The following is a 13580-nucleotide window of genomic DNA, read 5'->3' on the forward strand; positions in this document are numbered from 1 at the left end:
CGGTTGCTATCTCGTTACCCAATTTTCAAGCAATCCGAATAACCGTTTAATTATAAGATAATTGCATTTTTAGCGTTATTTTATGAAAAAAAATCATATCCCTAAACAGAACTAAGAGTACAAAAACACATATAAATAAGACTGCACTACATCTTCTACATTTTGATTCCGATGAATAACAATTAAATAATTCTTCTACTCCATTTTCCATGTAAATCACTCTATTTTTATCCACTTCACCGCGTCAGCCACGATCGCCACGTCTTTTCGTTTTTGGAAGTCTTTGTCGGAAAGCACCACCCTTGCCTCCCCCGCCGGGAAATCGTATTCGCCTAAAGAAGCCCAACCACGAATGTCTATACGCCTCGGGAGCAGCTCGTCAAGATTGACTTCCACCTCTTCTTTTTTATCCCCGTAAAAAACCGTGTAGTGATAAATTACTCCTCCCGGCAAAATCGGCCCAGGTACAAGAGATCGCTTGTACACTTTTGCCACGACCCGGTAACGTCCCGCCCCCGGGAGATTTACCCGCCACGTGGCTGTCGATTTACCCTCTCCTCCCCCGATACAGTAACAGCCTTGAATCGAGTCTCCTTCCGCCTCCGGCGTGATAACGAATTCCCAGCGGGAGGTCTCGCCCTGTTGAAAATTATTCCGCAAGGGAGGTTCCTTCCTGAACCATTTTTGAAACAAGGTAAGGTTACCGTCCACTAACTCGAAACCGGCATCCTGGTCATCCACCATGAACTCGTTCTTGTTCTCGCCTGCCAAAAACTCTTCCACCGAGATAGAACGCCATTCCCCGCCTATTTCACCGAAACTCGTTCCGTCTCTCTCTTGACCACTATTAAAAATAAAACCATCCGGGCGGTTAGCGGATAATCTCGTGTATATACCAAACACCCCTTTCGACACGAGAGTATACGCCTTCGCCTCCCCGGGGCCCACGTAGCAAGCAAAATCTTCCACGTCGCCATATTCACTTGTCAAGTTATACTCCATGGAGACTACCCCTCCCGTCTTGCCCGCGTTCATGACCCGCCCCTCCACTTTCGCAAGTTTCATCACGGGATCGTAATACCTGATATCATTTTTTACCCTGAAAAACTGCTGGTGTTTAGCGTGTACCCACTCCATCACGATACTATCCACGTCCACGCCCCAGCGAGCACTCCAAGCTCCCGCTAACGAGTCATAATCAACCTCCCCGTGATCGCGAAGGCTATCAAGACTTCCCCGCCACGCCCGGCGAGGAACGTGTATCGAGAAACGAGACCTCAAGTCACCTATTTTATCATACAATATTCTTGCCCTAGCACTTTCTTGCAAATCAGGATCCGATAAAACATCTCTCAATGTATGTTCCAGTAAATAATCAAGCACGGACATCTTTTCCAAAAATGAAAAACTTTTCAAAAGACTCCTTTCATTTTGTAAAAGCTCGAAAACTTTCCCCATAAACGGGTATTTTAAAGAATGTACCCAAACATTCTTGTCATCATCGAGTGACTTCACCTGACTACCCGTGTAATACGGTTCTTTCACTTCATACCCGATCCCCCGTAACGGGTGACTATTATCACCCGGGCAATTGCCGCTGAACAAGGAATGATACAAGGGTTCGAATACCGCGAAAAATTCATCCCCCGTCTTCACCTCTCCCCCCGTCATAACATCAAGCATCCGGTACTCGAATCCCCGTTCACGGAAAAAGACGATTCCCGGTTCCGTTAAACCCGCCAGCGGTTTACCCACCCCGGGGGACAATCGAAAAGAGACCGGCACCTCCGAGAAATGAAGGTAAGGGTTACGGGGTTCGTACCAGCCCATCCTGGGAAACCTCCTGTAATCGTACCAGTGATAGATCGTCTCGCTACGCCAGAAAGAGGTGAAAAAACGTTGACTGATACCAGAGAACATCCGCGCCAAGTCACGACCCCAGCTCGTAAGGTTAAAACGGAAACCGAAACTCGAGTCTACCGGCGCCGTGTAATTCAACGTGTTAGCCCCGTACAACGTGATCCCGTTCAGCGGGTTATGACTCGTGAAACGAATGCCGTCATTTAACTTGCACGGGACTCCCTGGGAGACTACCGTCTTTTGAAGAGGGTTTTCCACCTCCAGCGTGAAAAGGGTAAAATCACGACCCGTGGAAAAAGGCATGAAAGGATTAGAAGGGGGAATAGACACCAGGTACCAGCCACTCGCCGGCGTCAACAGGAGAAAATTATTCTCGACGAAAGCACCGCGGCGACCTGTCGGGAAAAAATAATCATTATAAAAAACCGCCTCGTAATCCTTATCAGGCAAGTGCAGGTCACAATAACGATCATCAATCGTACCCTCGTAATCAATACTCAAAAGCAAGGTACTTCCGGGCCGTAAAGTTTGATCGATCAAAACAACCTGTCGATCTCGACGGTAAGGCAACTCCTTGTCGCCTGATTTTACCGATAACACCCGGAAGCCCGGGTTGAGAAAAAGAACGACTCGATCCAAAACCTGTTTTTCCGGGTTATAAACCAAGAGATTACTTTCTACTTTTAATTTATTACCCCTCTGCCGTAACCGGATAGCGTGTTTCTTTACCCGGCAGGTCTCCTCCCGCCAGTGACGGGAGAAACTCGAACGATAATCTTCACGAGCGGAACGATCACGGTAATAAGAGTACTCTAATAAAAAAGTACAGCCTAATCCTACTAACAAAAATAATAAACCGACGAGTACCTGAGTTTCACGGGTCGAACGGCAATTCGGGATTCGTTTGAAACGGCTCACGCTCCAGCCCAACAACCCCAGGCCCAACAACGAGTAAGCCAGGCGATGCAATAAATAACGGGGAAGGTTTAAATGACCCACAAGCTCCGAGAATAGATTAGGCACGCCGCTACCCGTGTAATCGAGCGTCCCGTGTTGAACGTAAGGCAGCCAGAACAAGCAACCAATCAACCAAGCCAGGGAAAAAAAGATAGCGAGATAACGGGAACCCGTGACACTGCTTAACCAGAAGGAAAAACCGGCTACAAACAACCAGGAAGGAAGAGTAAGCGTCAACAGGTAAAACAGGTAACACGACCAGCTCACCGGGGCCAGGCTCGTCAAGTTCACGAGAAAAACACTGGACAGGATCACCACTACATTCATCGAAAGGAAAAGTAACACGTGACCCGTGATCACGCCCCAGAGATAAGTCGTGTTACTCACCGGGCGAGCCAACAACGCTTCCTGGGAACCCCGGTGATCGAGCCGACGGGGAATTTCCGACATCATCACCACCAGGAACAACGATTGAATAACGCTATAAAGGTAAACGTTAACCAGGGGCATGGAACAGGGAAAGGCAACCATTTTCCAGTTTCCCGCCCCAGGACCCTGCCAGTAAACGTGACACGACACGATCCCCACCAACGAGAACAAGGCGAAAAAACGGAAAAGCCAACTTCGGCCCTGCTGTTTCATCTCGTATTCAGCAACGTGAAAAAAAACACTCGTGTTCATGTCATCTTATCTTTTAATTCTAAGCTACGCTAATACAAACAGGTTGGATTGCCAAACTAAACTTTTTTCCTCGATACAAGCTAAACGGGAAAAAAGAAGACCGTGATTGATACCTCTTACATCATCCGTTTTACCCATTCTTGCAACCATTGAAGCGTCAGGCTTTTGAAGCACGATAAGTTCCACAATCAATCTTACATCATGAATATAACCGAGATTATCTATATCATGACCAAAATCATAGATCCCACTATTCTCTATAGTCACTCCAACATAATTAAATATACCTATATCTATCCCCACCTCCCAGCTTAGAATCGTGGTATTAAGAAAATGATGTCTAACCCAAATCGTTTTCACAGGATTAAACGTAACTCCCAAAAAACTGACCGTGAAGGTTTCTCCTTCATAACACATTTGAGTTCGCATGGGTACATATTGTGCCATACTCGTTGATATTCCCCCGACAAGGAGAATCAACGTTAATACTACTAGTTGAATCGTTTTTTTCATGATTTTTAATTTTAGAGGTTAGTAAAATGGTTATTTGAATAAATATTATTATAAAAAATAATATTTGTGTAAAATTAAGACAATTATTTTTTATATCCACACACTACACACGCATAATATTTATTATTATAATATAATTTATCATAATAATATTATTACAAAAACATAAGGAAATGAGAAAACAAAAAAAACATTTTCATGTTCCGCATAATACAATTCTACTCCCATGTTTCGAAGAAGTTTTTTCTTTTCCTCCGAATTACTCATGAAGAAATTCATAATTACATTTGATGTATCCCCGTTGTCTTCTTCAAATATCAAATTCCAAATCATATTATTCCATTCCAAACAGAGTTTCCGACGGCACAAGTTACTGTAGGTGACATTACAGCCAGAATTGTTGCCGTACCTAATCCTGCACCAAGGGTCCGAATGACAAATAAATATAAAGAACGTAACACCCCCTCGCATACCACCCTCAACATTTTTCCCCAAAACACTATTTGCCCAATTTAATTAGCTATTTACCGGTTTAAAGTAATTAGGTATATCAATTCACTCCTTTTTGACTTTTTCGTTTCTGTGAGTATTTACGAAAATAATCTCTCAAAACTTATTTTATGTACTGCAATTGTAGTTCTTTCGTATCTTATTTGTAGTTATTATTCTCATACTTACATTGATCGCCCATACAATAATCACCTAATAACAAGCTAATTCCATTCCAAGCAGCACCCCAAACAATTTTTGGAGAAGTAAATAGAATAGTTCGTTTATAATTAATTTGTCTATATTTGTTACAAGTTCATTTAACACAACACACGGGAATAATTCTCGAAACGACCACCAAGGGCTGTCTCGATAATAATGGACAGCCCTTTTTTCGACACTTCTACATTTTGCCGGCTGGTACTTGACCTAACCATTGTAAATTGTATTTCTGCCTATTGAATACGGAATGCTGTTTTCAATTTGCTTCTTATTGTTTATTTAGATACATTTGTTCCGTAATTCAAATCCCTCTTGATGGAAGACAGCTTAGCGTATAAATTAGGCGGATATGCCGCAGACATAGTCACCATGTTAATAATTGCCGGATTCTTTTTCGCTGTCATTTACGCTTTATATTACATAATCAAAGGGATCCGTAAAAAATAAATCCATTCATTCGTGCACTCCCGCACCACATCAAAAGTACAGATTTTTACATTGGATCAAAATGGTGAGATTCCGTCTTACGCTATAACAAAAAATAATACACCCAAAAAAGGAATAATAGCAAAATCGAAACAGCAGATTGAAGTAAATGTAAGTTTTCAATCTACTGTTTTTTATTTCCCAAGATACGATCTCTAAGCAATTACGGTTGCCACAAGCCGACGTGCTCCCCCCTGTTCCCTAAACTCGCAAAGGTATATTCCCTGCCAGGTACCCAGATTCAATTTTCCGCCCGAGATCGGGATCGTAAGCGTTACCCCGGCAATGACTGTTTTAGCATGAGCCGGCATATCGTCATCCCCCTCCAACACATGGCGGTAATAGGGTTCCCGTTCTTTTACCAAACGATTAAAAATACGTTCGAGATCCCCCCGGACTTCGGGATCTGCATTCTCATTCAACGTCAGAGCAGCAGAAGTATGTTTTATAAACAAATTCAATATACCCGTTTCCGGCAAAAGAGGTAAATGGCAGATAACTTCATCCGTAATCACATGAACACCTCTCGGTTTTTCCCGAAGTGCAAATTCTATTTGTACGACCATGTCAGCCTATATTTTCCCAATCCTCCACATGAAAACCTACCCACACCCGGTCTTTTCCTATCAGCAAAGGACGTTTTACCAGTTTTCCGTCAGAAGCCAAGAGCTTCAACTGCTCCTCTTCACTCAACAAGGGTAATTTATCTTTCAATTGAAGTGCCCGGTATAATTGCCCGCTTGTATTAAAAAAACTCCTGACAGGCAATCCGCTCCGGATTATCCACTCTTTTAACTCATTAAATGTCGGCTTATTCACAACGATATCTCTGTCCTCATATAAAACACGATGTTGATCCAACCACTTTCTGGCATTCCGGCAAGTACTGCATTTGGGGTATTCTAAAAATAAATAGCTCATAATATTTCCATTTCATGTATACACTTCCGTTTTCGAACGCTTACAAAAGTATACAAATATCACCGGTTTGAAAAACGAAACAAACAGGAAAGATTGTCTTTACAAAAGATCCGTCAGACAACTATATCACTATATATCAAAACAATACACTTCAACTTATCTCTTATACCACATCTGTTTTTATTCAAAGTTTTCTAATTTATTCTAACGGAAAAGGAGAAAATTAATCTTTTTTAAAGAAAGAAGGCTAACCCTCTTTCCATCCCTCACGTATATGCCATAGAATTTCAATATTCTACTCCTTATGGATAGAGACTAGCATCACAAGAGGAGTATCGAATGGGATAAATTCGTTAAACTAAACTACATAAAAAAATAAAAAAGAGACGCTATGAAAAGATTACTTTTTTTATTGGCAATGGCTACATTCTTGTTTTACGATTTCAGTCTTCAAGCACAAACCAAAACAAAACAAGAGATAAAAGCGGAGAGAAAAGCACACAGACAAGCGATGAGGGCACATAATAAAATGGTTCGCCAGTTACAAAACGAAATCGCTTACCAAAATGCACTACAAGCGTTAAAGAACAATAGTTGGGCATTACAGGCAAATACCTTGTATAATAATTACGGCATGCCGATGTCCGTAACCAACAACACGAACTTTATCGCGATGGATCGTAATCGGGTTTCCTTACAATTAGCCTTCAACGGCTTCAATCCCGGTCCTAACGGACTCGGAGGGATCACGGTTACCGGTTGGCCATCCAGTATACATCAAAGAATAGACAAGAAAGGGAATGTTACTTACACGTTCAATGTCATGGGTGCTGCTATTTTTGCACAAGTTACGGTACAACTCTCGTACGGAAGTAACTACGCGACGGCAACGGTAACCGGCAACACGAACGGAAGACAATTGACTTTCTCCGGTATACTGCTACCTTACAGTCAATCTAATATTTTTGAAAGTGGGTTCAGTTTTTAAGTGAAAAACTTTACGACACAACTCATTTAATATTCAATTACTCAATTTTCGCACATGAAAAAACCGGGTTGGCTCACACCAACCCGGTTTTCATATTCTACTCCCCAAAATTTACTTGGCAGGTTCCAATTCCACGGTAAAGTGACGCATAATCGGGAACTCTTTGGTAATCACGTAACCGCGATTAATTGATTCTCTCCGGTCATATACATTCTTCAACGCTGCTGCAATCACATCCATATGATTGTTGGTGTATGTTCTACGCGGGATAGCCAAACGTAACAACTCCAATTTCGGATAACGATTTTCGCGGGTAACCGGATCACGGTCAGCTAAGATCGAACCGATCTCTACACCGCGGATACCGGCTTCCAAATAAAGCTCAATACCTAAAGTTTGAGCAATGAATTCTTCTTTCGGAACATGAGTCAGGATCTTCTTGGCATCCACAAAAATAGCGTGTCCACCGGCAGGACGTTGATACGGAATACCGTATTCATCCAATTTAGCCCCCAGATATTCAACTTGTTTGATACGGGTTTCCAGGTAATCGAACTCAGTCCCCTCATCCAAACCTTGAGCCAAAGCGTTCATATCACGACCGGACATACCTCCGTAAGTGATAAACCCTTCGTTCATGATACAGAACATCTGGCATTTCTTCCATAGTTCCTCATTTTTGAACGCTACAAATCCGCCCATATTCACGATAGCGTCTTTTTTAGAGGACATTGTCATAATATCGGCATAGGAGAACATCTCTTTTACGATCTCCTTGATAGTTTTATTCTCATAACCCTTCTCCCGGGTTTTGATAAAGTACGCATTTTCAGCAAAACGAGCGGAATCAATTTGCAGATTAACACCGTATTTCTTACAGATAGCGGAAACCTCACGTATATTAGCCATAGAAACCGGTTGTCCTCCGGCCGTGTTATTGGTGACCGTCAAAACGACTGCCGGAATTTTCTCCTTCGGGTATTTCTTTAATACGGCTTCCAGCTTAGCCGGATCCATATTCCCTTTGAACGGAATTTCCAATTGCGTATCGGCAGCTTCGTCTATCGTACAATCAATGGCTAAAGCCTTACGAAATTCAATATGTCCTTTTGTCGTATCGAAATGAGAATTACCTGGAAGTACATCTCCTTCTTTAATAATGGTTGAGTAAAGAACATTTTCGGCAGCACGTCCTTGGTGGGTAGGCAAGAAATAATCAAAACCTAAAATATTTTTAATCGCGTTCTTCATGTTATAGTAAGAACGAGCCCCGGCGTAACTCTCATCACCCAACATCAATTCCGACCATTGCTTATCACTCATGGCTCCGGTTCCGGAATCCGTTAACAAGTCGATGAACACATAATCGCTCTTCAGGTTAAACAGGTTATACTTCGCCTCTTTAATCCATTGTTCGCGTTCTTCACGCGTACTTTTACGGATGGTTTCCACCATCTTAATTCTATACGATTCTGAAAATGGCAATTCCATAATCCTAAAATTTAAATTGGTAAATAATATAAGTTATTTTATTTGATTCTTTTCACAAATAATCAGACCCAGCGGTCTTTTGCATAGGAAAGTCCGTGAAAAAACTTCACGCCAAGACAAGAAACGCATCCCGCTTCTTAATATTCAGAAAAAGCTGATTGATCAATATGACGTTTCTTACTTTCATGCAGGCAAATTTGAGAAAATAAAAAAAAAGATCAAAATAATTTTGATCTTTTTTATATCTCTATCTTTTCTTACGATGTGCCATCCTTTTGGCCTTTACGTTTCTACGATTGTCATCCGTCGTATAACTGTTCTTTTGCTTCCGTGTATGAAAAGCCCCTCCCCCTTGCGGTTTTCCTCTCTGGTAAACGATATTATTGGTCTGTATCCGCTCTTCATCCAATAAAAGCTGAGACACTTCCAAATCTTCAGGTAAATCCGCCAATTTCACTTTTTGCGAGATCAGTTTTTCTATATCGTCAAAACGCTCTTCCTCTTTCTCGGAAACAAAGCTTATAGCCGTTCCCGTTTTCCCGGCTCGGGCCGTTCTCCCGATACGGTGTACATACTCTTCCGCAAGAGAAGGAATATCAAAATTTATAACATGCGTAATATCCTGTACGTCGATACCGCGTGCCGCCACATCGGAGGCAACCATGATTCGAGTCGTTCCCTCTTTAAAAGCGTTTAAGGCTTTCAAGCGGGTATTCTGTGCCTTATTCGAATGAATTACACTTAATTCATTTCTCCAATAGTCCGCCAATCGCTCCACGATACGATCCGCGTTCTTTTTGGTTTCCGTAAATATCATAACCTTTTTAAAACTTTCTTTATCAGCTAATAACAACTTCAACAAATTAATCTTCGTCATGATATTGGGTACGTCATACCGTATCTGTTCGATATGTTCCACCGGGGTCGCCTGCCGATCGACCTCCACTCTTACCGGATCACGCAAAAAATCACTTGCCAGCATATTCACGGCCTCCGAAAAAGTGGCGGAAAACAACAAGGTTTGGTGTTTCTCGGGAATAACCTCCAGAATACTTTTCAATTGAGGTAAAAATCCCAAATCCATCAACCGGTCCGCTTCATCTATAACAACCGTTTTGATCAATTTGGTCCGAATAATACCATTATAATAAATATCCATAAATCGCCCGGGAGTCGCCACCAGCAAGTCCACGCCTTCATACACCTTATCCTGTTGCGTACGAATATTAGTTCCTCCGTATATCCCGACACAGCGAATATCCATATACTCTGCCAAAAGCTCTACACTTTCACATACTTGAACCACCAATTCCCGGGTCGGAACGACAACCAAGGCCCGCGGATAAACATCCTGAGCGTAATGCAATTTCATCAATATCGGTATCAGGTAAGCCAATGTCTTCCCTGTTCCCGTCTGTGCTATTCCAATCACATCCATTCCGGAACGAACGACAGGAAATACCTCTCTTTGAATAGGTGTAGGCGTCTCGAATCCGGCTTCTTCCAAAGCCATCAATATCTGCTTACTTATATTTAAATCCTGAAAACTCATGCTTTAAAATAGATTTATAATTTAGATCTTCTTTCATAAATAGTCTCATCTAACAACCGGACTATTCATCTTAATACTCAATAATCGAGTGTACAAAGGTATAAAAAGCATCTCTCCTGAAAAATAAAAAACCTATTTAATTACAAGAAAACTCTTTCGCTTCTCCGTCCTTCCGGCTGTCTACAAGAAAGATATCGGTCGTACGCGTTGATTCTCCATAACAAAGGCGATACGAGGCAACCGCCATAAAATATAATGTATCTAAATACAATAAATATATTCTCTCATAATAAAAGAGTTATCCAAATCCATGTTTCAGACCGGCTACAAATTAGAGTCGGAGAACAGAATATTTTATTTGCTTTTCTCAAAATAAAGTTCTACATTTATTGCAGGTAATAATTCTAAAACTACTACGTTATGACTTATACTATTACATTCAACGAATTAAGAAGAATTAAAGATATGTTGCCACACGGTAGCATGCAAAAAATTGCGGATGAATTGGGAATCAGTACCGATACCGTAAGAAACTACTTCGGAGGGGATAATTATGAAGAGGGTAGTTCTGCCGGTATTCATTTAGAACAAGGTCCAAACGGTGGAATCGTTGTTTTAGACGACACGACAATCCTTGAAAAAGCAAAAGAAATGCTGGAAGTGTAAACAAAGAAATTGAATGCCGGGAAACGATGAAAACAGTTCCCGGTATTTTTTTATCCGTTTTTTAGCTACTTTTGCGCCGGAAAAATCGATATCGCACAGGTGATAGACAAATAAAATTATGAACAAAATAATATTAAAAGCCGGTAAAGAACGCTCTCTTTTCCGTTTGCATCCATGGATATTTTCCGGTGCCATAGCTAAAATGCCGCGTGATCTCCAGGAAGGCGATGTGGTCGAAGTATACAACTACGATGAAGAATTTATGTGTATCGGACATTACCAGATCGGAAGCATCGCCGTTCGGGTTCTCTGCTTTGAACAAAGAGAGATCGATTATGCGTTTTGGAAAGAACGTATCCAACAAGCATACGATACCAGGATAACGATCGGACTGGCAAAATCCCACGACTCCAATGTATATCGTTTGATACACGGAGAAGGGGATGATCTTCCCGGTTTAATCGTCGATTTTTATGCCGGTGTCGCCGTCGTTCAATTCCATTCGGTCGGTATGTATAAAGTTCGTCAGGAAATAGCCAAAGCAATCGTAGAGGTTATGGGAGATCAGTTATCAGCCATATACGATAAATCGGAAGGAACCCTCCCTTTTAAAGCGGGATTAAATCCCCGTAACGAATATTTATACGGAGCATCTGAAAACTTCATTGCCATAGAAAACGGTTTAAAATTCAACGTCGATTGGCTCGAAGGACAAAAAACCGGATTTTTTGTTGACCAAAGGGAGAATCGCAGTTTGTTAGAAAAATACGCGAAAGATAAAAACGTATTGAACATGTTTTGCTACACGGGAGGTTTCTCCTTTTACGCTATGCGTGGAGGAGCACGCCTGGTACACTCCGTTGACGCTTCGGCCCGGGCCATCGAGCTCACGAACCGAAATGTAGATTTAAATTTCCCGGGAGATTCAAGACACGAAGCTTTCGTTGAAGACGCCTTCAAGTTCTTGGAAAAATCCAAATACACATACGACCTCATCATCCTCGACCCCCCAGCTTTCGCCAAACACCAGAATGTACTGGAAAACGCCATTCAAGGATACAAGAAACTCAATCGCAAAGGAATCGAAGTCGTAAAACCCGGTGGTCTCATTTTCACTTTCTCTTGTTCCCAGGTGATGACCAAAGAACTTTTCAGGCAAACCGTTTTCACGGCAGCAGCCAACACGGGAAGAAAAGTAAAGATTTTACATCAGCTGACACAACCGGCCGATCATCCGATCAACATCTACCACCCGGAAGGAGAGTACTTAAAAGGACTGGTTTTATACGTGGAATAATAAAAAAATCGGCACTTGCCGATTTTTTTATCCGATTAAACTCCGGGCTACTTGTATAACTTCATCAGCTAATCGATTGGCGGAATTCTCGTCTTTTGCTTCCGAATAGATCCGGATAATGGGCTCCGTATTTGATTTTCTCAAATGTACCCACCCCTCTGCAAAATCAATTTTCACTCCATCTATATCCGTTATCTCCTCCGAGGCATATTTTTGTTTTAATCCGGTCAGGATCTTATCCACATCCGTACTCGGGGACAGGGTCAATTTATTTTTTGAAATAAAATACCGCGGATAGGCTGCTTTCAACTCCGTCATTTTTTTCCCTTCTGCAACATAATGGGAAAGGAAAAGCCCTACTCCGACTAAAGCATCCCGACCGTAATGACTCTCCGGGTAAATAACTCCCCCGTTTCCTTCTCCCCCGATTACGGTCCGCGTCTCTTTCATTTTGGCAACGACATTGACTTCTCCGACCGCCGCTGCATAATAAGAGTGTCCGTATCCGAGGGTTATATCCTTCAAGGCCCTGGAAGAAGAGAGATTAGAAACCGTGTTTCCCGGAGTATGTTTTAAAACGTAATCGGCAACAGCAACTAAGGTATACTCCTCCACGAACATTTCGCCATTCTCACAAACCAACGCCAAACGATCGACATCCGGATCTACCACAATTCCCAAATCGGCACCGCATGCTTTTATTTTTTCTGATATTTGCGTTAAATTTTCAGGAATAGGTTCCGGATTATGACTGAAATGTCCGGTCGGCTCACAATTCAATGGAATGATCTCTTTTACTCCCAAAGCCTTCAATAGAGCAGGAATGACAACTCCACCCACGGAATTCACGGCATCCACGACAACCTTTAGATTGGCCTTGGCTATAGCCTCCCGATTTACCAATTTTAAATCCAAAACTTGCTGAATATGATAATCGGTATAATCCTTATACGTGATCATCCCTAATCCATCCACATCAGCATATTCGAAACACTCCTCTTCTGCCATTTCCAACACTTTACCCCCTTCTTCGGCAGAAAGGAATTCTCCTTCAGCATTCAGCAGTTTTAAAGCATTCCATTGCTTGGGATTATGACTCGCCGTCAGAATAATACCGCCATCGGCCTTCTCCGCCGTAACCGCAACCTCGGTTGTCGGAGTCGTCGCTAACCCGATATTCACGACATCATGCCCCAAAGCGGAAAGTGTCGCTTCTACCAATTTGGCATACATATCACCGGATACTCTTGCATCCCGTCCCAATACAATCTTTGCCTTTTGCTTTCCAGCTTTCTCTTTCAGCCAAGTCGCGTAAGCAGAAACAAACTTAACAATATCCAAAGGAGTAAGATTTTCACCCGGCCTCCCTCCGACCGTTCCACGAATTCCTGAAATAGATTTTATTAGTGTCATAATTGTTTATACAAAAAAAAAGACTGTACCTCCACTCAAGAATA

Annotated in this window: 10 protein-coding genes; 3 read left to right on the forward strand and 7 right to left on the reverse strand. The window is 42.1% G+C overall.

Features of this window, described 5'->3' with window-relative positions; genetic code table 11:
* Positions 1-216 precede the first annotated feature (216 nt).
* The 4 genes from NVS78_RS10495 to NVS78_RS10510 all read right to left on the reverse strand — a co-directional run bounded on the left by NVS78_RS10495 (position 217) and on the right by NVS78_RS10510 (position 6129).
* The gene (locus NVS78_RS10495) at positions 217-3498 is read right to left on the reverse strand and encodes a golvesin C-terminal-like domain-containing protein (protein WP_286359153.1); all 3282 of its coding nucleotides are present in this window, start codon (positions 3496-3498) and stop codon (positions 217-219) included.
* Between the two features lie 24 nt (positions 3499-3522).
* Positions 3523-4011: a hypothetical protein gene (locus NVS78_RS10500; protein WP_286359154.1), complete on the reverse strand. Its 489-nt coding sequence runs from the start codon at positions 4009-4011 to the stop codon at positions 3523-3525.
* A 1352-nt stretch (positions 4012-5363) separates the two neighbouring features.
* A complete protein-coding gene (locus tag NVS78_RS10505) occupies positions 5364-5774 on the reverse strand; it encodes a secondary thiamine-phosphate synthase enzyme YjbQ (protein WP_041502106.1) in 411 nt (136 codons plus the stop codon).
* A gap of 1 nt (position 5775) precedes the next feature.
* A complete protein-coding gene (locus NVS78_RS10510; RefSeq protein WP_041502107.1) occupies positions 5776-6129 on the reverse strand; it encodes an arsenate reductase family protein in 354 nt (117 codons plus the stop codon).
* 391 nt (positions 6130-6520) lie between these two features.
* On the opposite strand from NVS78_RS10510, the gene NVS78_RS10515 reads away from it, so the two are divergent.
* Positions 6521-7117, forward strand: coding sequence for a DUF4251 domain-containing protein (locus tag NVS78_RS10515; protein WP_041502108.1), 597 nt, complete (start codon positions 6521-6523; stop codon positions 7115-7117).
* A gap of 111 nt (positions 7118-7228) precedes the next feature.
* On the opposite strand, the gene tnaA is transcribed toward NVS78_RS10515, so the two are convergent.
* Positions 7229-8608 carry a tryptophanase TnaA gene (gene tnaA, locus NVS78_RS10520; protein ID WP_041502109.1) on the reverse strand — a complete coding sequence of 460 codons (1380 nt, stop codon included), beginning with the start codon at positions 8606-8608 and terminating at the stop codon, positions 7229-7231.
* A gap of 247 nt (positions 8609-8855) precedes the next feature.
* Positions 8856-10160 carry a DEAD/DEAH box helicase gene (locus NVS78_RS10525; RefSeq protein ID WP_041505395.1) on the reverse strand — a complete coding sequence of 435 codons (1305 nt, stop codon included), beginning with the start codon at positions 10158-10160 and terminating at the stop codon, positions 8856-8858.
* Between the two features lie 420 nt (positions 10161-10580).
* On the opposite strand from NVS78_RS10525, the gene NVS78_RS10530 reads away from it, so the two are divergent.
* Together NVS78_RS10530 and NVS78_RS10535 are read left to right on the forward strand one after the other, a co-directional pair.
* Positions 10581-10826 (forward strand): DNA-binding protein, encoded by a 246-nt coding sequence (locus tag NVS78_RS10530; RefSeq protein ID WP_041502111.1) that lies wholly within the window; start codon positions 10581-10583, stop codon positions 10824-10826.
* A gap of 118 nt (positions 10827-10944) precedes the next feature.
* Positions 10945-12123 (forward strand): class I SAM-dependent rRNA methyltransferase, encoded by a 1179-nt coding sequence (locus tag NVS78_RS10535; RefSeq protein ID WP_041502112.1) that lies wholly within the window; start codon positions 10945-10947, stop codon positions 12121-12123.
* Positions 12124-12150: 27 nt separating this feature from the next.
* On the opposite strand, the gene glmM is transcribed toward NVS78_RS10535, so the two are convergent.
* Positions 12151-13536 (reverse strand): phosphoglucosamine mutase, encoded by a 1386-nt coding sequence (gene glmM / locus NVS78_RS10540; protein WP_041502113.1) that lies wholly within the window; start codon positions 13534-13536, stop codon positions 12151-12153.
* Between the last annotated feature and the right edge of the window lie 44 nt (positions 13537-13580).

The sequence above is a fragment of the Gabonibacter chumensis genome, assembly GCF_024741215.1.
In the GTDB taxonomy this organism is placed as follows: domain Bacteria; phylum Bacteroidota; class Bacteroidia; order Bacteroidales; family Marinifilaceae; genus Gabonibacter; species Gabonibacter massiliensis.

Coding starts and splice junctions, on each gene's coding strand:
- NVS78_RS10495 (WP_286359153.1), bottom strand. CDS start 3,498: ATGAACACGAGTGTTTTTTTTCACGTTGCTGAATACGAGATGAAACAG.
- NVS78_RS10500 (WP_286359154.1), bottom strand. CDS start 4,011: ATGAAAAAAACGATTCAACTAGTAGTATTAACGTTGATTCTCCTTGTC.
- NVS78_RS10505 (WP_041502106.1), bottom strand. CDS start 5,774: ATGGTCGTACAAATAGAATTTGCACTTCGGGAAAAACCGAGAGGTGTT.
- NVS78_RS10510 (WP_041502107.1), bottom strand. CDS start 6,129: ATGAGCTATTTATTTTTAGAATACCCCAAATGCAGTACTTGCCGGAAT.
- NVS78_RS10515 (WP_041502108.1), top strand. CDS start 6,521: ATGAAAAGATTACTTTTTTTATTGGCAATGGCTACATTCTTGTTTTAC.
- tnaA (WP_041502109.1), bottom strand. CDS start 8,608: ATGGAATTGCCATTTTCAGAATCGTATAGAATTAAGATGGTGGAAACC.
- NVS78_RS10525 (WP_041505395.1), bottom strand. CDS start 10,160: ATGAGTTTTCAGGATTTAAATATAAGTAAGCAGATATTGATGGCTTTG.
- NVS78_RS10530 (WP_041502111.1), top strand. CDS start 10,581: ATGACTTATACTATTACATTCAACGAATTAAGAAGAATTAAAGATATG.
- NVS78_RS10535 (WP_041502112.1), top strand. CDS start 10,945: ATGAACAAAATAATATTAAAAGCCGGTAAAGAACGCTCTCTTTTCCGT.
- glmM (WP_041502113.1), bottom strand. CDS start 13,536: ATGACACTAATAAAATCTATTTCAGGAATTCGTGGAACGGTCGGAGGG.